Origin of the sequence: Pseudomonas sp. YJ42 (genome assembly GCF_047225135.1) — a bacterium.
GTDB classification, from domain to species: Bacteria; Pseudomonadota; Gammaproteobacteria; order Pseudomonadales; family Pseudomonadaceae; genus Stutzerimonas; species Stutzerimonas stutzeri_E.
In genome coordinates, this window is record NZ_CP178378.1 from 768,745 (window position 1) to 794,480 (window position 25,736).

The following is a 25,736-nucleotide window of genomic DNA, read 5'->3' on the forward strand; positions in this document are numbered from 1 at the left end:
GCTTCCTATCGCTGCGGCTGTATCTATTAGTCAGCGATTGCCGTTAGGAGTGCTGGTTCGGCAGTAGGAAGTGGCATGATGAAAGCGCCGTCCTTAGGACGGCGCGTAATGCATATGGGCGGTAGTTCAATCCTTCACAACGTCATTGCTGCAACCCAGCCAAATGCAAGGAGCGGCAGGTTGTAATGCAGGAAGGTCGGCACCACGGTATCCCAGATGTGGTTGTGCTGGCCGTCTGCGTTCAACCCAGCAGTTGGGCCCAGCGTTGAGTCCGAAGCCGGCGAGCCCGCGTCCCCTAACGCACCGGCTGTGCCTACCAGGCTGACGATGGCCAACGGACTGAACCCGAGCTCCAACCCGAGCGGAACGAAAATCGCCGCGATAATCGGAACGGTGGAAAAGGAAGACCCGATACCGATGGTGACCAACAAGCCAACCAGCAACATCACCAAGGCGCCAATAGCCTTGCTGTTCCCAATCCATTCTGCAGACGCATCGACAAGAGTTTTGACTTCGCCCGTTTCGCGCATGACTTCTGCGAATCCGGCTGCAGCAATCATGATGAAGCCGATCATAGCCATCATCTTCATGCCTTCGGTGAACAGATCATCAGCCTCCTTCCAGCGCACCACTCCAGAAACGGAGAAAATAACGAAACCTATCAGGGCCCCGATAATCATCGAGTCCAGCCACAGCTGTACAACGAACGCAGCAGCAACAGCCAGCGCTGCAACCAGCAAGGTGAGGGGGCTGTAGCTCACGCTGATCGTTTTAGATTGATCGACCTTGCCTAGATCGTAGACGCGCCGTTTGCGGTAGCTGAACATGGCCATCAGCAGGCCTGCGCCCATCCCAAGGGCAGGAATCAACATGGCCTGGCTTACATTTATCCCAGAGACATCAGCACCGCTCTTGGCGACATTAGCGAGAAGAATTTCATTCAGAAAGATGCTTCCGAAGCCCACGGGCAAAAACATATAGGGCGTGACTAGGCCAAACGCCAGAACGCAGGCGATCAATCGTCTGTCGATCTGTAACTTACTCAGTACATACAGCAGAGGCGGGACCAGCAAAGGAATAAAGGCGATGTGTATAGGAAGGATATTTTGGGATGACACTGCGACCGCGAGCAACAGTCCGATCATCGTCCACTTAACTGCTCCGCCAGACTGGGATTCGCGCTTACCCACCATAGCCAGAGCGCGGTCTGCCAGAGCATGGGCTAGCCCACTCTTGCCGATTGCGACTGCGAACGCACCAAGCAGAGCATATGAAAGCGCGACCGTCGCTCCTCCCCCAAGCCCCTTGTTAAAAGCAGAGAGACTCCCCTCAAGCCCTAGCCCACCCAAGACGCCCCCGGCAATAGCCCCAGTGATCAATGCCACTACTACATGGACCCGGCAAAGACTTAGGATCAGCATAATACCGACTGCCGCCACTACTGCATTCATTTCAACTCCTCGAAGTGGCACGTGCCGATAAAAAAGCGGGGTACTTTGCCCCAAGCCCGCAGTAGTGTCAAAGTCCAGCAAGAGATACGAACTTAGACGCGCTTTTCAAGCAGCCTGTTTAGCTGTGACACCCTAGTTACAGGACGGTAAGATGAGCCTGACTTTCACCTCTTGGATGAATCAGTGGAAATATTCAAAGAGTTTACGTTCGAATCAGCCCACCGCTTGCCGCATGTACCCGAGGGACATAAATGTGGCCGCCTGCACGGCCATTCGTTCCGGGTCGCAATCTACCTAGAGGGTGAAGTGAATGCTCATACAGGCTGGATTCGAGATTTTGGTGAGATAAAGCAAGTATTCAAGCCAATCTACGAACGACTCGATCACAACTATCTAAACGATTTGCCGGGCCTGGAAAATCCCACCAGTGAAAATCTGGCGAAGTGGATCTGGCATGAACTGAAACCGCTACTCCCAGAATTATCGCGGATTCGCGTTCATGAAACCTGTACGAGCGGATGTGAATACCGGGGTAACTGACCTACGCATTGCGACGGGCTAGCGAGCCGCTTATTTATCTTATCGTTTGTGGTGCCTTGCGGTGTCCCGTGAACCGCATTTCCAACAAGATTGTAGCCTTACAAAAGCAAGGCGATCTATGTATACGCTATAGATGCGTTTAGCGCGCCTTGTGAATCTGGGGCCGCCTGTCATTCATCCAACCCGCCCGCCCGCGCTACCGAGCGGTTACTCCAAAGCAACAAGCGCGGCTCACAGCGTTAGCTACCCAGCGCTCAAGGCGTGCCTCGGTAGTGAATCGTGTGCACTATTGGCAGACGATGAGAAATGGTTTTCCCGCACCCAAAGACAAACCCCCGGCCATCTTTCGATGATCGGGGGTTTGGTGTAGAAGCTTGACGATGACCTACTCTCACATGGGGAGACCCCACACTACCATCGGCGATGCGTCGTTTCACTTCTGAGTTCGGGATGGGATCAGGTGGTTCCAACGCTCTATGGTCGTCAAGCAATTCGGTTGGGGAGTCGGTGTTCAGTCGCTTCCCCTAATTGGGTATGTGATGGTGTTGCTGTATTGGTTTCGCTTGCGAGCGATGCGTCTTTTCGGTTTGTTTGTCGACTTCAACCGTCTGACACGCAAACATCAAATTGTTTGGGTGTTATATGGTCAAGCCTCACGGGCAATTAGTATGGGTTAGCTCAACGCCTCACAGCGCTTACACACCCCACCTATCAACGTCGTAGTCTTCGACGGCCCTTCAGGGAGCTCAAGGCTCCAGTGAGATCTCATCTTGAGGCAAGTTTCCCGCTTAGATGCTTTCAGCGGTTATCTCTTCCGAACATAGCTACCCGGCAATGCCACTGGCGTGACAACCGGAACACCAGAGGTTCGTCCACTCCGGTCCTCTCGTACTAGGAGCAGCCCCTCTCAAATCTCAAACGTCCACGGCAGATAGGGACCGAACTGTCTCACGACGTTCTAAACCCAGCTCGCGTACCACTTTAAATGGCGAACAGCCATACCCTTGGGACCGGCTTCAGCCCCAGGATGTGATGAGCCGACATCGAGGTGCCAAACACCGCCGTCGATATGAACTCTTGGGCGGTATCAGCCTGTTATCCCCGGAGTACCTTTTATCCGTTGAGCGATGGCCCTTCCATACAGAACCACCGGATCACTAAGACCTACTTTCGTACCTGCTCGACGTGTCTGTCTCGCAGTCAAGCGCGCTTTTGCCTTTATACTCTACGACCGATTTCCGACCGGTCTGAGCGCACCTTCGTACTCCTCCGTTACTCTTTAGGAGGAGACCGCCCCAGTCAAACTACCCACCATACACTGTCCTCGATCCGGATAACGGACCAGAGTTAGAACCTCAAAGTTGCCAGGGTGGTATTTCAAGGTTGGCTCCACGCGAACTGGCGTCCACGCTTCAAAGCCTCCCACCTATCCTACACAAGCAAATTCAAAGTCCAGTGCAAAGCTATAGTAAAGGTTCACGGGGTCTTTCCGTCTAGCCGCGGATACACTGCATCTTCACAGCGATTTCAATTTCACTGAGTCTCGGGTGGAGACAGCGCCGCCATCGTTACGCCATTCGTGCAGGTCGGAACTTACCCGACAAGGAATTTCGCTACCTTAGGACCGTTATAGTTACGGCCGCCGTTTACCGGGGCTTCGATCAAGAGCTTCGCTTGCGCTAACCCCATCAATTAACCTTCCGGCACCGGGCAGGCGTCACACCCTATACGTCCACTTTCGTGTTTGCAGAGTGCTGTGTTTTTAATAAACAGTCGCAGCGGCCTGGTATCTTCGACCGGCATGAGCTTACGGGGTAAACCCTTCACCCTCACCGGCGCACCTTCTCCCGAAGTTACGGTGCCATTTTGCCTAGTTCCTTCACCCGAGTTCTCTCAAGCGCCTTGGTATTCTCTACCCAACCACCTGTGTCGGTTTGGGGTACGGTTCCTAGTTACCTGAAGCTTAGAGGCTTTTCCTGGAAGCATGGCATCAACCACTTCTCCTTCTAAAAGAAGGATCGTCATCAGTTCTCGGCATTAAGATCCCGGATTTACCTAAGACCTCTGCCTACCACCTTAAACTTGGACAACCAACGCCAAGCTGGCCTAGCCTTCTCCGTCCCCCCATCGCAGTAACTAGAAGTACGGGAATATTAACCCGTTTCCCATCGACTACGCTCTTCAGCCTCGCCTTAGGGACCGACTCACCCTGCGTCGATTAACGTTGCGCAGGAACCCTTGGTCTTTCGGCGTGCGAGTTTTTCACTCGCATTGTCGTTACTCATGTCAGCATTCGCACTTCTGATACCTCCAGCAAGCTTCTCAACTCACCTTCACAGGCTTACAGAACGCTCCTCTACCGCTCAACTTACGTTGAACCCGTAGCTTCGGTACCTGGTTTGAGCCCCGTTACATCTTCCGCGCAGGCCGACTCGACTAGTGAGCTATTACGCTTTCTTTAAAGGGTGGCTGCTTCTAAGCCAACCTCCTAGCTGTCTGAGCCTTCCCACATCGTTTCCCACTTAACCAGGATTTTGGGACCTTAGCTGACGGTCTGGGTTGTTTCCCTTTTCACGACGGACGTTAGCACCCGCCGTGTGTCTCCCGTGCTGACACTTGCTGGTATTCGGAGTTTGCATCGGTTTGGTAAGTCGGGATGACCCCCTAGCCGAAACAGTGCTCTACCCCCAGCAGTGATACACGAGGCGCTACCTAAATAGCTTTCGAGGAGAACCAGCTATCTCCGAGCTTGATTAGCCTTTCACTCCGATCCACAGGTCATCCGCTAACTTTTCAACGGTAGTCGGTTCGGTCCTCCAGTTAGTGTTACCCAACCTTCAACCTGCCCATGGATAGATCGCCCGGTTTCGGGTCTATTCCCAGCGACTAGACGCCCTATTAAGACTCGCTTTCGCTACGCCTCCCCTATTCGGTTAAGCTCGCCACTGAAAATAAGTCGCTGACCCATTATACAAAAGGTACGCAGTCACCTAACAAAGTAGGCTCCCACTGCTTGTACGCATACGGTTTCAGGATCTATTTCACTCCCCTCTCCGGGGTTCTTTTCGCCTTTCCCTCACGGTACTAGTTCACTATCGGTCAGTCAGTAGTATTTAGCCTTGGAGGATGGTCCCCCCATATTCAGACAAAGTTTCTCGTGCTCCGTCCTACTCGATTTCACTTCTAAGATCCTTTCGCGTACAGGGCTATCACCCACTATGGCCGCACTTTCCAGAGCGTTCCGCTAAAATCAAAGAAGCTTAAGGGCTAGTCCCCGTTCGCTCGCCACTACTAAGGGAATCTCGGTTGATTTCTTTTCCTCAGGGTACTTAGATGTTTCAGTTCCCCTGGTTCGCCTCACACACCTATGTATTCAGTGTGTGATAACCATCTTATGATGGCTGGGTTCCCCCATTCAGACATCTCCGGATCACAGTCTGTTTGCCGACTCCCCGAAGCTTTTCGCAGGCTACCACGTCTTTCATCGCCTCTGACTGCCAAGGCATCCACCGTATGCGCTTCTTCACTTGACCATATAACCCCAAGCAATCTGGTTACTGTCTATAACGTGAAGACGACATTCGCCGAAAATCCGCATTTTGCTCTCTCGAGCATCTCGCAAATTTTACCTTGACTTGAATAATCACCAGTGAAAGTAATTACCCAAATCTACTTCTATCACATACCCAAATTTTTAAAGAACAGTTACTGGCGCAAAGACCAGAAATCAATACACTCCTCTAAGGAATCTATTCATTTCTGTGCTTTCAAGCGATGTCGAGGTAATGGTGGAGCCAAGCGGGATCGAACCGCTGACCTCCTGCGTGCAAAGCAGGCGCTCTCCCAGCTGAGCTATGGCCCCATCTACAGATCGGCCACATCCCATGACAATTGGTGGGTCTGGGCAGATTCGAACTGCCGACCTCACCCTTATCAGGGGTGCGCTCTAACCAACTGAGCTACAGACCCAATCGTCTCTCTCGGGTCGAAACCCAATCGCTTTTCGCTAGTGAATCAAGCAATTCGTGTGGGAACTTATGAAGAAGCTGAAGTCTTCGATTAAGGAGGTGATCCAGCCGCAGGTTCCCCTACGGCTACCTTGTTACGACTTCACCCCAGTCATGAATCACTCCGTGGTAACCGTCCCCCCGAAGGTTAGACTAGCTACTTCTGGAGCAACCCACTCCCATGGTGTGACGGGCGGTGTGTACAAGGCCCGGGAACGTATTCACCGTGACATTCTGATTCACGATTACTAGCGATTCCGACTTCACGCAGTCGAGTTGCAGACTGCGATCCGGACTACGATCGGTTTTATGGGATTAGCTCCACCTCGCGGCTTGGCAACCCTTTGTACCGACCATTGTAGCACGTGTGTAGCCCAGGCCGTAAGGGCCATGATGACTTGACGTCATCCCCACCTTCCTCCGGTTTGTCACCGGCAGTCTCCTTAGAGTGCCCACCATTACGTGCTGGTAACTAAGGACAAGGGTTGCGCTCGTTACGGGACTTAACCCAACATCTCACGACACGAGCTGACGACAGCCATGCAGCACCTGTGTCAGAGTTCCCGAAGGCACCCCTCCATCTCTGGAAGGTTCTCTGCATGTCAAGGCCTGGTAAGGTTCTTCGCGTTGCTTCGAATTAAACCACATGCTCCACCGCTTGTGCGGGCCCCCGTCAATTCATTTGAGTTTTAACCTTGCGGCCGTACTCCCCAGGCGGTCGACTTAATGCGTTAGCTGCGCCACTAAGATCTCAAGGATCCCAACGGCTAGTCGACATCGTTTACGGCGTGGACTACCAGGGTATCTAATCCTGTTTGCTCCCCACGCTTTCGCACCTCAGTGTCAGTATTAGCCCAGGTGGTCGCCTTCGCCACTGGTGTTCCTTCCTATATCTACGCATTTCACCGCTACACAGGAAATTCCACCACCCTCTGCCATACTCTAGCTTGCCAGTTTTGGATGCAGTTCCCAGGTTGAGCCCGGGGCTTTCACATCCAACTTAACAAACCACCTACGCGCGCTTTACGCCCAGTAATTCCGATTAACGCTTGCACCCTTCGTATTACCGCGGCTGCTGGCACGAAGTTAGCCGGTGCTTATTCTGTCGGTAACGTCAAAACAGCAAGGTATTAGCTTACTGCCCTTCCTCCCAACTTAAAGTGCTTTACAATCCGAAGACCTTCTTCACACACGCGGCATGGCTGGATCAGGCTTTCGCCCATTGTCCAATATTCCCCACTGCTGCCTCCCGTAGGAGTCTGGACCGTGTCTCAGTTCCAGTGTGACTGATCATCCTCTCAGACCAGTTACGGATCGTCGCCTTGGTGAGCCATTACCTCACCAACTAGCTAATCCGACCTAGGCTCATCTGATAGCGCAAGGCCCGAAGGTCCCCTGCTTTCTCCCGTAGGACGTATGCGGTATTAGCGTTCCTTTCGAAACGTTGTCCCCCACTACCAGGCAGATTCCTAGGCATTACTCACCCGTCCGCCGCTGAATCAGGGAGCAAGCTCCCTTCATCCGCTCGACTTGCATGTGTTAGGCCTGCCGCCAGCGTTCAATCTGAGCCATGATCAAACTCTTCAGTTCAATACTGCTTGGGTTTTGAGAAAACCCTAAACTTGGCTCAGCAATCGCAAATCTCTTCTCCTAAAAGAAGAGCACTCAATGATTTCTCGTTGAGTACATTGTGATGCTGATAATCTTGCTGACCATCAGTCTTACCCCACAAGCACCCACACGAATTGCTTGATTCAGTTGTTAAAGAGCGTTTCGATCAATTCTTTCGTCTCAACCGAGGCCGCGCATTCTACAGCAGCCCTGTTTCTCGTCAAGCTGTTTTGAAGAAGTTTTTCTTTCTTCTCAACCGCTTGCGCTTCCGATCAACCTGCGTCTCTCGTCAGCGGGAGGCGAATCATACAGCGTCCAAAACCGCTGTCAACCACCTCTTTCAACCGCCTCCGATCAACCCGACCGAAGCTGCCAACAGGACTCAACCTCCACCCTGTCAGCCCGGCGCATTCTACTCGAATCCGCCTTCCGTGCAAGCCTTTATTTTAGCTAACTTATTGATTTACAAGACGTTTCGCCAAAAGCCTGCGCCGGAGAAGGTGCGCATTATAGGCACTCACAAAACCACGTCAACGGTTGTTTTCAGTTTTCTCTACGGGGCAAATGGCTACGTACGTGCATATAGATAGGCCTGCCCAGTTTGCCGACGGTAGAGTTTCCTCCGGCTTCCTTCAAAGTACCTTCGACAGGCTTTACACTGGGCCCTTCTTTAGATCAATCGATGACCCAAATGCCGCATACACCTGCCGATCCGCTCGACCTATTGCTGCTTCCAACTTGGCTCGTCCCGGTCGAGCCAGCCGGTGTTGTCCTGAAGAACCATGCATTAGGCATCCGTGACGGCCGCATCGTGCTGATAGCGCCTCGCGAGGAGGCAGTCCAATACATTGCCCGCGAAACACGGGACCTCACCGGAATGCTCCTGGCCCCAGGGCTTGTCAATGCTCATGGGCACGCCGCCATGACCTTGTTTCGCGGACTGGCCGACGACCTGCCACTGATGACGTGGCTGCGCGAGCACATTTGGCCAGCGGAAAGCAGGTGGGTAGACGAGGCATTCGTACAAGCCGGAAGCGAGCTGGCGATCGCGGAGCTGCTTCAAAGCGGTGTCACCTGTTTTTCTGACATGTATTTCTTCCCAGACGTAGTCAGTCAGCTCGTGCACAAGCACGGCATTCGTGCACAGATAGCGATCCCAGTGCTGGACTTCCCTATCCCAGGCGCGCGCGACGCCAACGAAGCGCTTCGCAAAGGCGTCGCGCTGTACGACGACCTCAAGCATCATCCTCGCCTGAGTATCGCATTCGGTCCACATGCGCCCTACTCGGTGGCAAACGGCACGCTGGAAAACATTCGAACCCTTGTCGCGGAAATGGACATCGGCATTCATATGCACGTCCATGAAACAGCGCACGAGGTAGAAGAGTCACTGAGCAAGCATGGCGAACGCCCACTGGCTCGGCTGGCCCGCATGCAGCTTTTAGGCCCACGTTTTCAAGCCGTCCACATGACCCAGATCGATGACGAAGATATCGCCTTGCTGGTTGAACACAATTGCAGCGTCATTCACTGCCCTGAGTCCAATTTGAAACTAGCCAGCGGCTTTTGCCCAGTCGAACGCCTCTGGGAGGCCGGAATCAATGTCGGCATAGGGACCGACGGCGCAGCCAGCAATAACGACCTCGACTTGCTGGGCGAAACCCGTACCGCCGCGCTGCTTGCCAAAGCCGTCGCAGGATCGGCGACGGCTCTCGATGCCCATCGCGCGTTACGCATGGCAACGCTCAATGGCGCTCGCGCTCTCGGACTGGACGATCACACCGGATCACTGGAGATAGGAAAATTCGCAGACATGGTGGCATTCGATCTATCAGGCCTTGCGCAACAGCCCGTCTACGACCCTGTCTCCCAACTGATCTATTCCAGCGGTCGAGATTGCGTACGCCATGTATGGGTGGGCGGCAAGCAGTTGGTCGATGATCGTCGACTGATCCGTATGGATGAAGAGCACCTAATTGCCACAGCCAAGGCTTGGGGGAAGAAGATCGGCGCTAAGCATTAAACGAGCACCGCTCATGCGGTGCTGCGACAAACTGACGTACACGAAGCGCTTCACCAAAGCCTCTTCGTCTGACAGAAGGTGGCAACATGAGCATTTGCAGCTCAAGCTTCTCCCTCAAGCTTTCAAACGGAACGGATCATGAGCAACGTCGACCACGCCGAAATCGCCAAATTCGAAGCCCTGGCTCACCGCTGGTGGGACCGGGAAAGTGAGTTCAAGCCGCTGCACGAGATCAATCCGCTTCGGGTCAACTGGATCGACGAGCATGTCTCGCTAGCCGGCAAGAAGGTTTTGGACGTGGGCTGCGGCGGTGGGATTCTCAGTGAAGCCATGGCCCAGCGCGGCGCTACAGTGACTGGGATCGACATGGGCGAAGCCCCTCTGTCCGTTGCACGACTGCATTTGCTCGAGTCCGGCCTGGAAATCGACTATCGACAAATTACTGCCGAGGCGCTGGCCGAAGAGTCACCAGAGCAATTCGATGTCGTGACCTGCCTGGAGATGCTTGAGCATGTTCCCGATCCAGCCTCCGTTATTCGCGCTTGTCACAAGATGGTGAAACCTGGCGGGCAAGTGTTCTTTTCAACCATCAACCGCAACCCGAAAGCCTATGCATTCGCCATTGTAGGTGCCGAGTATCTTCTGCAACTACTGCCGCGGGGCACCCACGACTTTCGTAAGTTCATTCGCCCATCGGAGCTCGGCGCATGGAGCCGCGAGGTCGGGCTTGCAGTCCAGGACATTATCGGCCTGACATATAACCCATTGACGAAACATTACAAGCTGTCGCCGGATGTGGATGTGAACTACATGATCCAGACGCTTCGGGAGGCCTGATGCGTCTGCGTGCAGTGTTATTCGATATGGACGGCACGCTGCTGGACACCGCGCCGGATTTCATCGCTGTCGCACAGGCCATGCGTCTGGCACGCGGCCTTGATCGCGTTCCGGACCAGCAGGTCCGCGACGTCGTTTCGGGCGGAGCTCGGGCTATGGTGCTCAGCGCCTTTGATGTCGATCCCCTGTCTGATGAGTTCGAAGTGCTGCGGCTCGAATTCCTGGACCGCTATCAGGAGCACTGTGCCGTCGAAAGCCGCCTGTATGAGGGTATGGAGGAGTTACTGGTCGAGATCGAAAAGACAAATCTTATCTGGGGGGTGGTTACCAATAAGCCGTTGCGCTTCGCCGAGCCGATCATGCATCAGCTGGGCCTCGCTTCGCGCTCTGCCGTGCTGGTCTGCCCCGACCACGTCAGCAAGAGCAAACCCGACCCGGAACCAATGTTGCTGGCATGCAGCCAACTAGATCTCGACCCCTCGACCGTGCTGTTCGTGGGTGACGATTTACGCGACATCGAGTCCGGACGCGCAGCAGGGAGCCGTACGGCAGCGGTGCGTTATGGGTATGTCCACCCCGATGACGACCCGGATACCTGGGGAGCGGACATGGTCGTTGATCATCCCCTTGAATTGCTTGCCTTGCTGCATCGTACGACCGGGAATAGCTGACTCGTCGCCCGGCCACTTTATTGATAACACCCGGTGGGTGTCACCCACGATTACATGAGGCTTCAGATGTTCAAATACTCGGCCCGCCCCGACCTGCTCAGGAATAGGATCATCATGGTCACCGGCGCAGGCCGCGGGATTGGCGAAGCCGCCGCCAAAGCCTACGCCGCGCACGGTGCGACCGTCCTGCTGCTGGGCAAGAACGAGGACAACCTCAACAGGGTATACGACGAGATCGAAGCCGCCGGCGGGCCGCAGCCGGCGGTCATACCACTCAACCTGGAAACCGCCCTACCACACCAGTACGACGAACTAGCAGCGACCGTCGAGCGAGAGTTCGGGCGACTCGATGGCTTGCTGCACAATGCAGGCATCGTCGGCCCGCGCACACCGATCGAACAGTTGTCCGGCGACAACTTCATGCGAGTCATGCAGGTGAACGTTAACGCTGCCTTCATGCTCACCAGTAGTCTGCTCCCCCTGCTCAAATTGTCGAACGACGCCTCGGTTGTTTTCACCTCGAGCAGCGTTGGGCGGAAAGGCCGCGCCTATTGGGGCGGTTATGCCGTATCGAAGTTCGCGACCGAAGGGTTGATGCAGGTGTTGGCTGATGAACTTGATGGCACCGCATCCGTGCGCAGCAATAGCGTCAATCCGGGCGCGACTCGTACGGACATGCGCGCAAAGGCTTACCCAGGGGAAAATCCGGCGGCCAACCCGCTACCGGCAGATATCATGCCGGTCTATCTCTATCTGATGGGGCCAGACAGCACGGGCATCAACGGCCAGGCGTTGAACGCTCAGTAACTTACACCATCCAAAGCGCCTGTTTTCCGGCACTTCGTAACGGTGGGCATGTCATATTGGCATCACTCCGCCGTTCCGCTGGCAACTCTTTGCCGTAACGCCAGAAAAAATTACGCTAAGCCTTTGATACAAAAAGACATTCTTGAACTGGCATTAAATTCGCTTTAGAACCTCTACCAGCGCCAATTGCGTTCGAGGTTCACCTTATGCTGCCAGAGAAGCAGGACAATACCACCGATATCGAGACCGCTCGCGTCCGGCGTCTGGAGGTCAATTTCAACAAGCCGCTATCGATACGTCAGCTCGACCTTTCCGAGCTGTTACGTAATCTGGCATCACGCCTGCAGACCAGCCTGGAGATTGACAGGTTATTGGGGTTCTTTTTTGACGAAGTCTGCAACCTGGTCCCGTTGCGCGGCCTGTCCTATCGCCATGTCGGCACTGACTCCAACCTTCAGTTTGGCGAAGCCGAGGGATTCGTCGTGAACTATTCGCTGTCCAACCAAGCCGACTCTCTCGGCGAGCTCCGCCTGTTCAGCCAATATCAGTTATCCACGTTGGCGCTGGAGCAGCTCGAAAGCGCTGTTAACTGCATGCTCTTTCCATTGCGCAATGCTCTGCTCTACCGGCATGCCCTTCAGGCCTCGCTCAAAGATTCGCTGACGGGCGCGGGGAACCGCATGGCCCTGGAGCAAAACCTGGCTCGGGAAATTGAGCTGTCCCGACGCCATGATCAGGCCATGTCAGTCATCATGTTGGACATGGATCATTTCAAGACCCTTAACGACACCCACGGACACCAGGCGGGAGACGCCGCACTGAAAGCGACCGCCCTCTTGCTTAAAGAGCAGCTGCGCAACGTGGACATGGTTTTTCGTTTTGGCGGCGAAGAGTTTGTTCTGGTGTTATCCAACACCGGGCTTGAGGCCGCCGCTGTTGTAGCCGAGCGAATCAGAGCCGCCATCCAGAACCTGTGTTTTCTCGTTGGGGAAAAGCAGGTCCGGTTGTCGGCTAGCCTTGGCTGCGCCACTTATCAATCATCCGAGTCGCAGGAAGCGCTTCTGCGTCGGGCCGATCAGGCGCTGTATCAAGCCAAACGCGACGGACGCAATCGAATGTGCGCGGCCTCGGTATAGCATTCGCTCGAATGGCTGGCGAAAAAAAGGGCGGGGCCATTATGGCCCCGCCCTTCTCATTTAGCTTGCATCCACAGCTCAAGGACGTTTGGAGCGATCACCGCGTCCGAAGCCAGGACGCTGCCCTTCAGAGGCCGGCGGTCCATTGCGCTTGGCGGGAGACGGTTTGCCGCGATTGCGCCCAACAGTACTCGGCCGCTCCGCCACGGGTGTGCCGCGACTCGGTTTGCTGCGTTCATCGGCGTCACGCGGTTTGCGCGCCGGCTGATCGTTGCGCGTACGACGACCTTTATTGCCACCACTCGATGCATCCGCTTCATGAGCCGAGCGCAGAACCCTGGGGCGGCGCTCGGCGCGTCCGATAGGCTTGGCCACCTTGCGCTGCATACGGTCGAGCTTCTCCTTGGTCTTCGCTTTCATCCCCGGTAGCGCCACCGGCTTGAGCCCCACCTCCTCGCTGAGGATGTCGACTTCGCTCTGAGACATCTCGCGCCAGCGCCCCATAGGCAGGTCCGAAGTCATGAACACCGGCCCGAAGCGCACACGCTTCAACCGGCTGACGACGAGACCTTGAGACTCCCAAAGACGGCGCACCTCGCGGTTGCGCCCCTCCATCACCACGCAGTGGTACCAATGATTGAAGCCTTCCCCACCGGGCGCTTGCTGAATATCGGTGAACCGCGCCGGCCCGTCTTCAAGCATGACGCCCGTTTTCAGGCGCTCGATCATCTCGTCGTCGACTTCACCACGCACGCGCACTGCGTACTCACGGTCCATCTCATAGGACGGATGCATCAGGCGATTGGCCAGCTCGCCGTCAGTGGTGAATAGCAGCAGGCCGGTCGTATTGATATCGAGACGACCGATATTGATCCAGCGCCCTTCTTTCGGACGGGGCAGGCGATCAAAAACCGTCGGGCGACCCTCTGGGTCATCACGAGTGCAAATCTCGCCATCCGGCTTGTTGTAGATCAGGACACGGCGAACCACTTCAGCGGCTTCTTCGCGCTTGAGCAAGCGACCATCGACCGCGATCGCATCATGCAGATCGACGCGCTGACCCAGCGTCGCTACGGCGCCGTTGACCTTGACCCGGCCAGCGGCAATCCAGTTCTCCACGTCGCGGCGCGAAGCCAGGCCAATTCTGGCCAGGACCTTCTGCAGCTTTTCGCCGTGGGCAATATGAGGGGTTTCATCGTCGTGTTCGGTCATCTGGGCACCTCCCGGTGTGGCAGTTCCGATAGAAAGGCCGCGCACTATACGCGGCCCGGCTCACCAAAGCACTAGGAAGGTTAGCAGCCCGAACCAAGGTGCGCGCAGAGCGGCGCGCCAGGTGATTACAGGCTCAGCGTTTATCCAGCGCCGCCAGTGCGTCAGCCGTCGCTTGCTGAATCGCTGCCCAGTCACCGTTCTTCAGTGCCGCGCCGTCAATCATCCAGGTTCCGCCAACGCACATCACGTTGGGCAATGCCAGGTATTGCGCCGCGTTGCTGGCATTGACGCCCCCAGTCGGGCAGAAGCGAACATCACCGAAGGGTCCACCGAGTGCCTTTATTGCCGCAACACCACCGCATACCTCGGCTGGGAAAAGCTTAAAACGGCGGTAGCCGAGTGCGTAGCCGCGCATGATGTCCGACGCATTGCTAATGCCAGCCAACAACGGCACCGAGCTGGCCACGCCCGCTTGCAACAACTCATCCGTGCAACCCGGCGAGACGATGAATTGCGCGCCTGCTGCCTCGACTTCGTCCATCATCCGCTTGTCTAGCACCGTGCCTGCGCCCACACAGAGTTCAGGCCGCTCTTCACGCAGGCGACGGATGGCAGTGAGGCCGTGTGCCGAGCGCAGCGTGATCTCCAACGCCTTCAGGCCGCCCGCGGCGAGTGCATCGGCCAACGGCAAGATCTGCTCCTCGCTGCCTATGGTGATGACTGGAAGGATTCGGGCTTCGGTACAGATCTTTTCGATCAGTGCGTTTTTCTGGTCCATCATGGAAAGTCCTCGGGCCTCACGGGCACCAGTAGATCTCTAACGGGGAATGCAGAAATGCGCGGATGGGCATCTGCAAGGTTTCGAGCTGCATTGCCTGACGCAGGGTTTCCAGCTTGGCCGGCCCTTGGATGGCCAGGCACTGAACCCGCGCGGTGGCCAGCAATGAATAGGTCATGCTGATGCGCTGTTCCGGGCTGATAGGTGCTTGCATCGGCAGGCAATGGGCTGCCCCATCTGGATCGAGCCCTTGGGCCAGCAATGGACTGTTCGGAAACAACGAAGCGGTATGACCGTCGTTGCCCATACCGAGCACCAGTACATCAATGGGCTGGTGCAGATCATCCAATCGGTGGCTAACCAGCCGAGCGGCCTGCTCAAGTGTTTCGGCCGGCTGATACAGACCGAGCAGTTGCGCATCGGCTGCGGCATTCTGCAACAGATGGCGGCGAACCAGCCCTTCGTTGCTGTCGGCATCGTTGACATCGACCCACCGCTCGTCAGCGAGACTCACCTGCACCTTCGCCCAGTCCAGTGGGCAAGTCGACAATGCCTCTAGAAAGGCGATGGGGCTGCGGCCGCCAGACACCACCAGGCTGGCACAGCCATGAGTCGCTACAGCGTAGCTCAGCGCCTCGGCGACCCGATCAGCCAACGCCCGGGCCATCTGATCGGGATCAGCGAGGCTATGTGCAACTACGCCCGAAGGCAGTTCAAGTTCAGAGATCGCCATACCAAGACCTCCCATCACGAGTGATCAAGGCGATGGACGCGACCGGCCCCCATGACCCGGCGGGATAGGGCTTCGGTGCGTCACCGAGGCGCGACCAGCCATCGATGAGCTGGTCACACCATTTCCAGGCGTATTCGATTTCGTCTTTGCGCACGAACAGATTCTGATTGCCCTGCATCACCTCCAACAGCAGGCGCTCATAGGCATCGGGAATGCGCGAGCTCTTGTAGGTCTCAGAGAAGTTGAGCTGCAGCGGCCCACTGCGAAGGTGCATGCCCTTGTCGAGCCCCTGCTCCTTGGTCATCACCTGCAGCGAGATGCCCTCGTCCGGCTGCAAGCGGATGATCAGCCGGTTGCTGATCAGCGAACGCTGCTCAGGCGCGAAAATATAAAATGGTGGCTCTTTGAAATGGATGACGATCTGCGAGACCTTTTCGGCCATGCGTTTCCCGGTACGCAGATAGAACGGCACGCCCGACCAGCGCCAGTTACAGATATCGGCACGCAGCGCGACGAAGGTCTCGGTGCTACTTTCGGCGTTGGAGTTTTCCTCCTCCAAATACCCTGGAACCGCCTTGCCGCCGACCGAACCAGCCACATACTGGCCGCGCACTACCTGCTGACCGAGGCGTTCCGGCGTGATCGGTGCCAGCGCCTTGAGTACCTTGACCTTCTCGTCGCGAATGCTGTCGGCGGTGAGGTCGCTCGGCGGATCCATCGCGATCAGGCACAACAGCTGCAGCAGATGGTTCTGGATCATGTCGCGCAGCTGTCCGGCCTGATCGAAATACCCCCATCGCCCTTCGATGCCGACCGTCTCGGCGACGGTAATCTCGACGTGAGAAATGTGGTGCTGATTCCACTGGGTCTCGAACAGGCTGTTGGCGAAGCGCAGTGCGATCAGGTTCTGTACCGTCTCCTTGCCAAGGTAGTGGTCGATCCGGTAAATCCGGGTTTCGGGAAAGTACTTTGCGACCGCGTCATTGACCACGCGCGAGGATTCAAGATCGTGTCCGATGGGTTTTTCCAGCACGACGCGGGTCTGCTCGGCCAATCCGACCGCAGCGAGGTGTTCGCAGATCGAACCGTAAACCGAGGCAGGCGTGGCGAAATACGCAATCAAGGGCATGTCAGACGACACCGCCTCAGCCAGCGCCGCATAATCATGTGCGTCGCGGAAATCCATCGTGAAGTATTCCAGCCGCGTCTGAAAGCGCGCGAGCGCCGTTTCGTCCAGTTGCGCGGCAGGGATGTACCGTCGCAATGCCTGATCGATCCGCTCCAGATGGACGGCAGGCTCTCCTTTATCCCGCGAAAGCGCCAATATGCGCGTATCGCTATGAAGGAGCCCCGCTCGGTCTAGCTGGTAAAGTGCGGGAAACAGCTTGCGCAGTGCCAAATCGCCCAGAGCGCCGAACAAAGCAAAGGTGGTCGCGTCAACAGTAATAGCAGGCATGTTTTTTATACTAACCAAATTAAGCTGCATGACAGATTCGTTAGCGCAGTTTAAGCGCATAATGTTGTTATTAAAACAACATAACCTGTTTTTTTCGCGCTCTGGATGGCATCTCACAGCCGCCGCGAGCACGGCCCCTTGAAAGAAGAGACATGGATCGCATGAAAAATCTCTTGGAACAGATAAAAAATCGGCTCGACGAGCTGAACAAAGCGGAAAGGAAGGTCGCCGAGGTGATACTGAGCGACCCGCAACAGGCCACTCGCTATAGCATTGCGGCGCTGGCACAAGCGGCGAAGGTCAGTGAGCCGACGGTCAATCGTTTCTGCCGGTCGTTCGGCGCCGCCGGTTATCCGGTGCTCAAGATCCAGCTGGCCCAGAGCCTGGCGAGTGGCGCAGCCTATGTCAGCCGTGCGGTAGAGGCGGATGATGGCCCCGAGGCCTACACACGAAAGATCTTCGGCAGCGCCATCGCATCACTAGACAGCGCTTGTCAGGCGATCGATCCACAAGTCATCAGCCATGCCGTGGACCTGATGATCCAGGCGCGGCAGATCCATTTCTTCGGCCTTGGTGCGTCCGCATCGGTAGCACTGGATGCCCAGCACAAGTTCTTTCGATTCAACCTACCGGTGACGGCTCATAGCGACGTGCTCATGCAAAGGATGCTGGCGTCCGTAGCGCATACCGGCGATCTGTTCGTAATCATCTCCTACACCGGTCGCACGCGCGAGCTGGTGGAGGCCGCGTCGATTGCGCGTGACAACGGAGCTTCCGTTCTGGGACTGACCGCTGCCGACTCGCCATTGGCCAAAGTTTGCACGCTGAGCCTAGACATACCCTTGCCGGAAGACACGGACATTTATATGCCGATGACCTCGCGGATCATCCAGTTGACCGTGCTCGACGCGCTGGCAGCCGGTGTCACCCTGCGGCGTGGGGTCGATTTCCAACCACATCTGCGCAAAATCAAGGAGAGCCTGATGGCCACCCGCTATCCGGCCGAAGAAAGCTGATCACTGCTTTTTCTTCCGCGCTTTGTTCAACGCCTTCAGCCGCCCGACGGCTAGCGCGTTGACCACCTTGCGCTCCTTGTTCTTCATGCTCTTCCAGGCCTTCATCTCGTCCCGGCTGCGACCGCAGCCGATGCAGACGTCGTCCTTGAGCTTGCAAATGCTGACGCACGGATTCTTCGCCTTGTCGCCCAAAACCACCTCCGATCAGCCTGAGGACCCTACCGCCTTGGCTAAGTAGAGGCCCTCTTCGCCTGGAGGTTCTAACCGAATCGGACTATCGGCTCGATCAGTCCCACCAGTACTCGACCTGCACGCCGAAATTCGAACCGTGTTGGTCGCCACCAAAGGCGCCGGTGTCGGACAGCGCACTACCGGCTGCCATCAGATTGGCCGCGTCCTGTGCCGCTTCGTTCCACTGGGCATAGGTGTAATACAGGCGCACCTCAGGACGAGCCCAGAAGTCGGGGCCAGCCGGTGACCACGTGGGCGCCACGGTGAATTTGGTCAGCTTTCGGGTGCCTTCCGGTGCATCGATCTGATCATGCCCGAGCTCGGCGACCAGCTTGAATTGGTCGCTCAAGGCATAAACCGGGCGCACGCCAACCGAGATCCAGTCCTGATCGCCGCCGCCTTGGCGCTTGTCCTTCTGGTACACGGCCTGGAACTGCCCACCGAAACGCGGCGTGACCTGCCAGTCGAAGTATTCGACCGCCCGCCAGCTCTTGTCACTGCTGCCCAGCGTCACGTCGCCGGTATAGCCGAGACCGGTACCCGGCCCTTCGCCGTACTGGAGAGCGAAGGTGTTGCTGCCGCCCAGGAAACCAACCTGCTTGTGTTGCACAGTAACGGCCCAGCCGCTGTTGGCATCCTCACGATCCGGCTCGTCAATGTAGCTGACACCGAACTCCAGCTCTCCGCCGGGGTTGCTGTCGAAGCCCCCGACGTTGAAATCGTGACGGTTGATGTAGTTTTCCTGGAACACGTTGTCCTTGCGGGAAAATGCGTAGCTGTACTTCAGCCCGCCGATCTCCATGTCTTCGATACCGGCACCAGTGGCACTCTGGTTCCAGTAGTAGAAGTCGGAGATATGGATGTCGTTCCGCTTGTAGAAACGCCGCCCCGCCCACAACGAACCACCATTGAGTGCCGGCACCTTGCTCCATTCGGCGTAGGCTTGCACCATCCGCGCCCAGCCATGGTCGCCGGTGAACTTCGGTGTGTGGTCATATTCGTTGTAGAGCGCCGCCATACCCTCGACGCTCAGCACCGAACCATCGCTCAGCGTGAACAGGTCCTGACGCAGTCCCAGCTCCGCGTACTGCTCGCACTCGTTACCGAGACGGAACTTGGACGGGGCTCCCGGCAGTTGGAAACAGGCTTGCGAAGCGCTACCGCTCGATTCGCCTACGCCGCTGCGCACGTAACCGTTGAAATCCAATGCCTGAACGGTGAATGGCATGGCGAGGCTCGCCAGCGATACCGCGAGGCCCAGGCGTGTGGTTTTTTTCATATCCGCTCCAATTAGCTCTTATTGTTGTTACTGCCGTTGGATCGAGCCGGTGAAGGCTCTCCTTACGATCCGCATGCCAGCTACCTGCGTGCTGCGGTTCGAACTTTAGCGATCCGGGCTCGCCCGCGTCGCCGAAAAACCAGGCACATCAATAACATTCAGACGAAACCTGCGCCGGTACGCAGATATACCGCGACCGGTCCTTTTCCTCACACTTCCGATCAACGAGCTACCAACCGGGTGACGATGCCGTTATGCCCAGCGGAGCCGTTTCCTTGGGTGATACCCAGCCGCTCGCCTGTCTGTGCGTCGAACAACAACACCTTGTCTGGCTCGAACAGCAGATCCAGGCTGGAGCCAGGCGCGGGCGCCGCGTCCGGAGCGAGACGAACACAGACCTTGGTCTGGTTGAGCTCGACGAAGACCATGGTGTCGGGCCCGGTGGGCTCAATTACCTGCACTTCGGCCCGCAGGGACGGCAGACCGCCTCCAGCGCCGAGCGTGATCTGCTCCGGACGGATACCCAGGATCACCTCGCGGCCTTCCAACGACTCGCCATCAGCCAGGCGCAGTGGCAACTCGCAACGGTCCTGACCGCTGTCCAGCAGCGCCTGCCAGGCGCCGCCCTGCTTGATCAGTCGCAGCGGAATGAAGTTCATCGGCGGTGAACCGATGAAACTGGCAACGAAGAGGTTGGTTGGATTGTTGTAGATCTCTTTAGGCGTACCGAACTGCTGGACGACGCCATCCTTCATCACTGCGACCTTGTCACCGAGAGTCATCGCTTCGATCTGGTCATGGGTGACATACACCGTGGTGGTCTTCAGCCGCTGATGCATCAGTTTGATCTCGGTGCGCATCTCGACCCGAAGCTTGGCGTCGAGGTTCGATAAGGGCTCATCGAACAGGTAGATCTTTGGCCGCCGCGCCAGTGCACGGCCCATCGCCACGCGCTGTTGCTGACCACCGGATAGCTGCGACGGCTTGCGCCCCAGCAGGTGCTCGATCTGCAGCAGCTGGGCGACTCGCGACACTTCCTCGTCGATCTTCGCCGCCGGCACCTTTCGCATCTTCAGGCCGAAGGCAATGTTTTCCTGAACGGTCATGGTCGGGTACAGCGCGTAGGACTGGAACACCATGGCGATATCGCGATCCTTGGGGCTTGCGCCGCTAATGTCGGCCCCGTCCACACGGATCTCTCCGCCGGTAATGTCCTCGAGCCCGGCAATGCAGTTCATCAAGGTTGATTTTCCGCAACCTGAAGGGCCAACCAGGATTAGGAATTCGCCGTCCTCGATCTTCAGGTCGATATCTTTCAAGGTGTCGTTGGAGCTACCCGGATAGCTCTTGCGGACGTTGCAAAGTTCAAGTGCAGCCATGTCGTTCTCCTAACCCTTGACCGCGCCGGCCGTGAGCCCACGCAGGAAATACTTGCCGGCGAGGATGTACACCACCAGCGTTGGCAGCCCGGCGATCATTGCCGCAGCCATATCGACGTTGTATTCCTTGGCACCGGTACTGGTGTTGACCAGGTTGTTCAACGCCACGGTGATCGGCTGCGAGTCGCCGCTGGCAAACACCACGCCGAAAAGGAAATCGTTCCAGATCTGGGTGAACTGCCAAATCAGGCAGACCATGATGATCGGCGTCGACATGGGCAGCAGAATTCGCCCGAAAATAGTGAAGAATCCAGCACCGTCCAGGCGTGCCGCACGGACCAAGGCGTCAGGTACGCTCACGTAGTAGTTGCGGAAGAACAGCGTGGTGAAGGCGATCCCGTAGACCACATGCACCAGCACTAGGCCGGCCGTGGTGTTGGCCAGACCGAACTTTCCGAGCGTGAACGAGGCAGGCAGCAACACGGTCTGGAACGGCAAAAAGCAGCCGAACAGCAATAACCCGAAAAACAGCTGGGAACCGCGGAAGCGCCACATTGACAAGACATAGCCGTTCAAGGCTCCAATCGCTGTGGAGATCAGAACGGCGGGTACGGCGATTTTCACCGAGTTCCAGAAGAACCCGTCGACCACGCCCCAGGCCTTGACCCAGCCGATCACCGTGAACACCTCAGGCCAGGACAACAAGTTGCCGGTGCGGATGTCGTCGGGCGTCTTGAAGCTGGTCAGCAACATCACCACAAGCGGCACCAGATACAACACAACCGCCAGCAGCAGCGTGGTGTGGATGGCCAGACGGCTCGGGCTGAATGTCCTAGTCATGACGCTTGCTCCGCAGTTCCGAGTAGAGATACGGCACCAGGATCGCCAGGATCGCGCCCAGCATCATCATCGCGCTGGCGGAGCCGATGCCCATCTGGCCGCGGCTGAACGTGAAGTTGTACATGAACATCGCGGGCAGGTCGGACGCATACCCGGGCCCTCCCCCTGTCATCGCCGCCACCAGATCGAAACTCTTGATAGCGATGTGAGCGAGGATCATCACGGCGCTGAAGAACACCGGCCGAAGGCTCGGCAGGACGATGCGCATGTAGATGCTCGGCAGGCTGGCACCGTCGATCTGCGCCGCACGCACGATGGATTGGTCGACGCCGCGTAGCCCGGCTAGAAAAAGCGCCATGACGAAGCCGGAGGCCTGCCATACCGCCGCAATCACGAGGCAATAAACGACACGGTCTGGGTCGACCAGCCAGTCGAAGCGAAAACCTTCCCAACCCCAGTCACGAAGCATTTTGTCGATGCCAAGACCTGGGTTGAGCAACCATTGCCAGGCGGTCCCGGTGACGATCATCGACAAAGCCATCGGGTACAGATAGACGGTCCGGATGAAGCCTTCACGGCGGATGCGTTGATCCAGCAACACCGCCAAAAACACACCGATCACCAGGCTGATGCCAATAAACAGACCGCCGAATACCAGCAGGTTCTGGCTCGCCACCCACCAGCGCTCGTTGTCCATCAAGCGGGCGTACTGTTGCAAGCCGACCCACTTGTAGCTCGGCATGAAGCTGGAGTTGGTGAAGGACAGCACCAGCGTCCAGAGGATGTAGCCATAGAAGCCGACCAAGACCACCAACATGGTCGGTGCCACCACCAATTTAGGAAGCCAGCGCTGAAGCGCATCCAGGGGTGAGGGCTTGGTCATTACCGTCGCGACACTCATCGGGCATTACCAGTCAGAAGTGAAATCCGGGCCAAGCGCTTCCTACGACAGGTCCGCAGTCCTGTCGCGGGAAGCTTTGACGAAGGAGAAAGGGCCGCGGAACATCGGCCCTAGTCAGCCTATTGGGCGGACTTGATCGCCGCGTAGAGCTGCGCCCCGGCTTTGCTCGGATCGGCGTTCTTCTCGCTCATGAAGTTGGTCACGACATCGAAGATCGCGCCCTGCACCGCCAAGTTGGTGGCCATGCTATGCGCCATGCTCGGCTCCAATTGGCCATTTTGGTCGGCTTCCTTGAAGTCCTTCATCGAGGCTTGTGCGCAGCTGTCGAACTTGCTCATGTCCAAGTCGGAACGTACCGGAATCGAACCCTTGTTCTGGTTGAACACATACTGGAATTCGGGCTCCAGGGCGATCCGTGCCAAGGCATGCTGCGCCGCGACGTCGCCTTCGTCCTTGAGCTTGAACATAGCGATGGAGTCGATGTTGTAGGTGTAGCTGCCAGCGGTGCCGGGCATCGGTACGCACTGATAGTCCTTGCCTGCCACTTTGTCGGCAGCAGTCCATTCGCTCTTCGCCCAGTCGCCCATGATTTGCATCCCGGCCTTGCCGTCGATTACTTGTGCAGTGGCGAGGTTCCAGTCACGGCCGGCACGATTGTCGTCCATGTACGTGGAGAGTTTTTTCAGCGCGGTAAACACTTCGGTCATCTGCGGACTGGTAAGGGTCGCCTCGTCATGCTCGACGAAGGCTTTGTGATAGCCATCGGCGCCCATGATGCCCAACACCAGGCCTTCGAAAACCGTGCTGTCCTGCCACGGCTGGCCACCGTGAGCCAATGGCACGAAGCCGGCAGCCTTGAGCTTGTCACCCGCGGCATAGAGTTCTTCGAGGGTGGTGGGCGCCTTGTCGATCCCGGCCTTCTCGAACACCTTCGGATTGATCCACAGCCAGTTGACGCGGTGAATATTCACCGGCACCGCGACGTAGTGGCCGTCATATTTCATGGTGTTGGACACGGTCTTCGACAGCAGGCCATCCCAGTTATTGGCCTCGGCCACTTCATCGAGCGGGCTCAGGAGGTCGAGAGCGCCCCACTCCTGCAGATCAGGGCCCTTGATCTGCGCTGCGCCGGGTGGATTGCCGGATACCACACGTGTCTTCAGTACGGTCATGGCCGCGGAGCCTGCGCCGCCAGCGACTGCGCCGTCTTTCCAGGTAAAGCCTTCTTTGTTGACCAAGTCGCGCAGGACATTCACAGCGGCGGCCTCCCCTCCGGACGTCCACCAGTGGACAACTTCAACAGTGCCCTTGGAATCGGCAGCCAGTGCCGAGAGGGGAAACAGGGAGGCGAGAGAAACAACTGTGGCGAGGCGAGTTATCGCGTTCATTTGGATACCTTTTCTTGTTGTTATGCATGCAAGCTCAAGGCTTGCGCTGCATTGGATTCTAAGTCGGGTAAATACCTTAAGACGTAACGAAGGGATGCGCGTGTGTCACCGCTCCGTTACACAGCAGCGAGGGCCGTTGCCAGGCTCGGCGTCAGAGGTAGGCGAGGCAACAATACGGCCTGATAGGCGTGATAGAGATCGGGTTTGCCCGGCCAGATGCTACTCCCCGGTCGGTTTCCGCTATCGAGCTCATGGTGCCAGCTGCCGTTTTTCAGATCGATGAGGTGGCTCGCAGAGAACTCCCAGAAGCAGCGGTACCAGTCCTCATAAACCGCAGAGCCCGTGCGTTTGAGCAGCGCCGCGGCCGCTGCGCTGGCTTCGGCGTGCGCCCAATGCAAGCGCGCGCGCACCACGGGCTGGCTCTCCCAATCGAGCGAGTACACCAACCCGGGAGCACCGTCCGCGTTCCAGGCATCACGGCAGGCCTTGGCGAACAACTCGCAGGCGTCATCCAGTAACCATCCGGGCGCAACGAGTCCGGCATGCTCCAAGGCAGCCTCCAGGTTCAGCAGCAGGCGCGCCCACTCGAAACTATGGCCCGGTGTGCTGCCGTAGGGGCGAAACGGGTCGGCACGGTTACCGTCGTTATAGTCCGGCAGCGGACGCCATTCATGATCGAAATGCTCGACCACTGCATACCCACTTGCCGCCGCATGGCCGTGGATCAGCCGCTCCGCGATGCGTAGGGCGCGTAGCAGCCACACCGTGTTGCCAGTGGCGTCGGCCAGGGCAAGAAAGGCCTCGGTAGCATGCATATTGCTGTTGGCGCCGCGATAAGGCTCTTCCTGCTGCCAATCACGGCTCAGGCTTTCACGTAAGGCGCCCTCCTCTTCGCTCCAGAAGTGCGTCTCGAGGACCGCGATCGCCTCGTCCAGCAAGGTCAACGCTGCAGAACGGTCAGCAGCCAACGCGGAACTGGCAGCCAGGGCAACGAAGGCATGCAGGTATGCCGACTTGTCGCCCGTGCGCGTTGCATCGGCGAACCAACCGCCGAAATCGGCATCGTGCAAGGCGCCTCGCAGCGCGGCGAGCCCGTGGTCGACCAGCTCGGCGTATCCGGGAATACCCTGGATATGCGCCAGGGCGAAACAATGGGTCATGCGCGTGGTGTGGATCAACTCGGCGCAGGCGTGTTCCGGGAGGTGCCCGCTCGCATCGAGTGCGGCGAATCCTTGGTCGACTCGCGAAGCCCTGGCGAACGGCAGCAGACGCATGCCTTCGTCAGCCAACCACGCCAAATGGGCAGGCTTCTGCAGCCAGCTGCTTGAGGATAATTCAGCGGTTTTCATTATTATTTTTCCGTGCGAGCGAGTATGTCGTTGCCAATGACCGTGAGCGGTCAGCGTGGAGAACTGTGAGCATTTATATGAGTTCGGGCCG

Annotated in this window: 19 protein-coding genes, 2 tRNA genes and 3 rRNA genes; 7 read left to right on the forward strand and 17 right to left on the reverse strand. The window is 57.2% G+C overall.

Going from position 1 to position 25,736, the window contains the following annotated elements:
* Positions 1-134: 134 nt before the first annotated feature.
* Positions 135-1,451, reverse strand: coding sequence for a Na+/H+ antiporter family protein (locus tag ACL0K2_RS03260; RefSeq protein ID WP_413043767.1), 1,317 nt, complete (start codon positions 1,449-1,451; stop codon positions 135-137).
* Positions 1,452-1,634: 183 nt separating this feature from the next.
* On the opposite strand from ACL0K2_RS03260, the gene queD reads away from it, so the two are divergent.
* The gene (gene queD, locus ACL0K2_RS03265) at positions 1,635-1,991 is read left to right on the forward strand and encodes a 6-carboxytetrahydropterin synthase QueD (RefSeq protein WP_239610285.1); all 357 of its coding nucleotides are present in this window, start codon (positions 1,635-1,637) and stop codon (positions 1,989-1,991) included.
* Between the two features lie 372 nt (positions 1,992-2,363).
* Here queD and rrf read toward each other — a convergent pair.
* The 5 genes from rrf to ACL0K2_RS03290 all read right to left on the reverse strand — a co-directional run bounded on the left by rrf (position 2,364) and on the right by ACL0K2_RS03290 (position 7,588).
* Positions 2,364-2,479: ribosomal RNA gene (gene rrf / locus ACL0K2_RS03270) — 5S ribosomal RNA — on the reverse strand.
* A gap of 154 nt (positions 2,480-2,633) precedes the next feature.
* A 23S ribosomal RNA gene (locus tag ACL0K2_RS03275) occupies positions 2,634-5,524 on the reverse strand.
* 253 nt (positions 5,525-5,777) lie between these two features.
* Positions 5,778-5,853 (reverse strand) — tRNA-Ala (locus tag ACL0K2_RS03280).
* A 30-nt stretch (positions 5,854-5,883) separates the two neighbouring features.
* Positions 5,884-5,960: transfer RNA gene (locus ACL0K2_RS03285), tRNA-Ile, on the reverse strand.
* Between the two features lie 91 nt (positions 5,961-6,051).
* A 16S ribosomal RNA gene (locus ACL0K2_RS03290) occupies positions 6,052-7,588 on the reverse strand.
* Together the 16S, 23S and 5S rRNA genes with 2 tRNA genes alongside form the textbook arrangement of a ribosomal RNA operon.
* 703 nt (positions 7,589-8,291) lie before the next feature.
* On the opposite strand from ACL0K2_RS03290, the gene ACL0K2_RS03295 reads away from it, so the two are divergent.
* The 5 genes from ACL0K2_RS03295 to ACL0K2_RS03315 all read left to right on the forward strand — a co-directional run bounded on the left by ACL0K2_RS03295 (position 8,292) and on the right by ACL0K2_RS03315 (position 13,083).
* Positions 8,292-9,632, forward strand: coding sequence for a TRZ/ATZ family hydrolase (locus tag ACL0K2_RS03295; RefSeq protein WP_413043768.1), 1,341 nt, complete (start codon positions 8,292-8,294; stop codon positions 9,630-9,632).
* A 138-nt stretch (positions 9,633-9,770) separates the two neighbouring features.
* Positions 9,771-10,469, forward strand: a complete 699-nt coding sequence (gene ubiG / locus ACL0K2_RS03300; RefSeq protein WP_239609608.1) for a bifunctional 2-polyprenyl-6-hydroxyphenol methylase/3-demethylubiquinol 3-O-methyltransferase UbiG — start codon at positions 9,771-9,773, stop codon at positions 10,467-10,469.
* Positions 10,469-11,140, forward strand: a complete 672-nt coding sequence (gene mupP / locus ACL0K2_RS03305) for an N-acetylmuramic acid 6-phosphate phosphatase MupP (RefSeq protein WP_045162582.1) — start codon at positions 10,469-10,471, stop codon at positions 11,138-11,140. The genes ubiG and mupP overlap by 1 nt, the downstream gene beginning before the upstream one ends.
* Positions 11,141-11,206: 66 nt before the next feature.
* Complete coding sequence (locus ACL0K2_RS03310) at positions 11,207-11,947, forward strand: YciK family oxidoreductase (RefSeq protein ID WP_413043769.1); 741 nt, start codon at positions 11,207-11,209, stop codon at positions 11,945-11,947.
* Positions 11,948-12,153: 206 nt separating this feature from the next.
* Positions 12,154-13,083: a GGDEF domain-containing protein gene (locus tag ACL0K2_RS03315; RefSeq protein WP_045162584.1), complete on the forward strand. Its 930-nt coding sequence runs from the start codon at positions 12,154-12,156 to the stop codon at positions 13,081-13,083.
* Positions 13,084-13,161: 78 nt separating this feature from the next.
* Here the strand turns inward: ACL0K2_RS03315 and rluB are convergent, their stop codons facing one another.
* From rluB to zwf, 4 genes are all read right to left on the reverse strand, one after another.
* Positions 13,162-14,295 carry a 23S rRNA pseudouridine(2605) synthase RluB gene (rluB, locus tag ACL0K2_RS03320; protein ID WP_413043770.1) on the reverse strand — a complete coding sequence of 378 codons (1,134 nt, stop codon included), beginning with the start codon at positions 14,293-14,295 and terminating at the stop codon, positions 13,162-13,164.
* Between the two features lie 133 nt (positions 14,296-14,428).
* Positions 14,429-15,076 (reverse strand): bifunctional 4-hydroxy-2-oxoglutarate aldolase/2-dehydro-3-deoxy-phosphogluconate aldolase, encoded by a 648-nt coding sequence (locus ACL0K2_RS03325; RefSeq protein ID WP_413043771.1) that lies wholly within the window; start codon positions 15,074-15,076, stop codon positions 14,429-14,431.
* Positions 15,077-15,092: 16 nt separating this feature from the next.
* On the reverse strand, positions 15,093-15,806 hold the full coding sequence (gene pgl, locus ACL0K2_RS03330) for a 6-phosphogluconolactonase (RefSeq protein WP_413043772.1): 714 nt from the start codon (positions 15,804-15,806) through the stop codon (positions 15,093-15,095).
* Positions 15,793-17,262 carry a glucose-6-phosphate dehydrogenase gene (gene zwf, locus ACL0K2_RS03335; protein WP_045162671.1) on the reverse strand — a complete coding sequence of 490 codons (1,470 nt, stop codon included), beginning with the start codon at positions 17,260-17,262 and terminating at the stop codon, positions 15,793-15,795. Before zwf ends, pgl begins: the two co-directional genes overlap by 14 nt.
* Positions 17,263-17,423: 161 nt before the next feature.
* On the opposite strand from zwf, the gene ACL0K2_RS03340 reads away from it, so the two are divergent.
* Positions 17,424-18,278: a MurR/RpiR family transcriptional regulator gene (locus tag ACL0K2_RS03340; RefSeq protein WP_196298663.1), complete on the forward strand. Its 855-nt coding sequence runs from the start codon at positions 17,424-17,426 to the stop codon at positions 18,276-18,278.
* On the opposite strand, the gene ACL0K2_RS03345 is transcribed toward ACL0K2_RS03340, so the two are convergent.
* The 7 genes from ACL0K2_RS03345 to ACL0K2_RS03375 form a co-directional block, all read right to left on the reverse strand.
* Positions 18,279-18,470: a DUF1289 domain-containing protein gene (locus ACL0K2_RS03345; protein WP_045162589.1), complete on the reverse strand. Its 192-nt coding sequence runs from the start codon at positions 18,468-18,470 to the stop codon at positions 18,279-18,281. It abuts the gene before it with no gap.
* Between the two features lie 94 nt (positions 18,471-18,564).
* Positions 18,565-19,788: a maltoporin gene (locus tag ACL0K2_RS03350; RefSeq protein WP_045162590.1), complete on the reverse strand. Its 1,224-nt coding sequence runs from the start codon at positions 19,786-19,788 to the stop codon at positions 18,565-18,567.
* 221 nt (positions 19,789-20,009) lie between these two features.
* Positions 20,010-21,167 carry an ABC transporter ATP-binding protein gene (locus ACL0K2_RS03355; protein WP_413043773.1) on the reverse strand — a complete coding sequence of 386 codons (1,158 nt, stop codon included), beginning with the start codon at positions 21,165-21,167 and terminating at the stop codon, positions 20,010-20,012.
* Positions 21,168-21,176: 9 nt separating this feature from the next.
* Positions 21,177-22,007 carry a carbohydrate ABC transporter permease gene (locus ACL0K2_RS03360; protein ID WP_413043774.1) on the reverse strand — a complete coding sequence of 277 codons (831 nt, stop codon included), beginning with the start codon at positions 22,005-22,007 and terminating at the stop codon, positions 21,177-21,179.
* Complete coding sequence (locus tag ACL0K2_RS03365; protein WP_413043775.1) at positions 22,000-22,908, reverse strand: carbohydrate ABC transporter permease; 909 nt, start codon at positions 22,906-22,908, stop codon at positions 22,000-22,002. The genes ACL0K2_RS03360 and ACL0K2_RS03365 overlap by 8 nt, the downstream gene beginning before the upstream one ends.
* A 119-nt stretch (positions 22,909-23,027) precedes the next feature.
* Positions 23,028-24,296 carry an ABC transporter substrate-binding protein gene (locus ACL0K2_RS03370; protein ID WP_239609626.1) on the reverse strand — a complete coding sequence of 423 codons (1,269 nt, stop codon included), beginning with the start codon at positions 24,294-24,296 and terminating at the stop codon, positions 23,028-23,030.
* Between the two features lie 116 nt (positions 24,297-24,412).
* Complete coding sequence (locus ACL0K2_RS03375; protein ID WP_413043776.1) at positions 24,413-25,645, reverse strand: AGE family epimerase/isomerase; 1,233 nt, start codon at positions 25,643-25,645, stop codon at positions 24,413-24,415.
* Positions 25,646-25,736 lie beyond the last annotated feature (91 nt).

Coding starts and splice junctions, on each gene's coding strand:
- ACL0K2_RS03260 (WP_413043767.1), bottom strand. CDS start 1,451: ATGAATGCAGTAGTGGCGGCAGTCGGTATTATGCTGATCCTAAGTCTT.
- ACL0K2_RS03295 (WP_413043768.1), top strand. CDS start 8,292: ATGACCCAAATGCCGCATACACCTGCCGATCCGCTCGACCTATTGCTG.
- ubiG (WP_239609608.1), top strand. CDS start 9,771: ATGAGCAACGTCGACCACGCCGAAATCGCCAAATTCGAAGCCCTGGCT.
- mupP (WP_045162582.1), top strand. CDS start 10,469: ATGCGTCTGCGTGCAGTGTTATTCGATATGGACGGCACGCTGCTGGAC.
- ACL0K2_RS03310 (WP_413043769.1), top strand. CDS start 11,207: ATGTTCAAATACTCGGCCCGCCCCGACCTGCTCAGGAATAGGATCATC.
- ACL0K2_RS03315 (WP_045162584.1), top strand. CDS start 12,154: ATGCTGCCAGAGAAGCAGGACAATACCACCGATATCGAGACCGCTCGC.
- rluB (WP_413043770.1), bottom strand. CDS start 14,295: ATGACCGAACACGACGATGAAACCCCTCATATTGCCCACGGCGAAAAG.
- ACL0K2_RS03325 (WP_413043771.1), bottom strand. CDS start 15,076: ATGATGGACCAGAAAAACGCACTGATCGAAAAGATCTGTACCGAAGCC.
- pgl (WP_413043772.1), bottom strand. CDS start 15,806: ATGGCGATCTCTGAACTTGAACTGCCTTCGGGCGTAGTTGCACATAGC.
- zwf (WP_045162671.1), bottom strand. CDS start 17,262: ATGCCTGCTATTACTGTTGACGCGACCACCTTTGCTTTGTTCGGCGCT.
- ACL0K2_RS03340 (WP_196298663.1), top strand. CDS start 17,424: ATGAAAAATCTCTTGGAACAGATAAAAAATCGGCTCGACGAGCTGAAC.
- ACL0K2_RS03350 (WP_045162590.1), bottom strand. CDS start 19,788: ATGAAAAAAACCACACGCCTGGGCCTCGCGGTATCGCTGGCGAGCCTC.
- ACL0K2_RS03355 (WP_413043773.1), bottom strand. CDS start 21,167: ATGGCTGCACTTGAACTTTGCAACGTCCGCAAGAGCTATCCGGGTAGC.
- ACL0K2_RS03360 (WP_413043774.1), bottom strand. CDS start 22,007: ATGACTAGGACATTCAGCCCGAGCCGTCTGGCCATCCACACCACGCTG.
- ACL0K2_RS03365 (WP_413043775.1), bottom strand. CDS start 22,908: ATGAGTGTCGCGACGGTAATGACCAAGCCCTCACCCCTGGATGCGCTT.
- ACL0K2_RS03370 (WP_239609626.1), bottom strand. CDS start 24,296: ATGAACGCGATAACTCGCCTCGCCACAGTTGTTTCTCTCGCCTCCCTG.
- ACL0K2_RS03375 (WP_413043776.1), bottom strand. CDS start 25,645: ATGAAAACCGCTGAATTATCCTCAAGCAGCTGGCTGCAGAAGCCTGCC.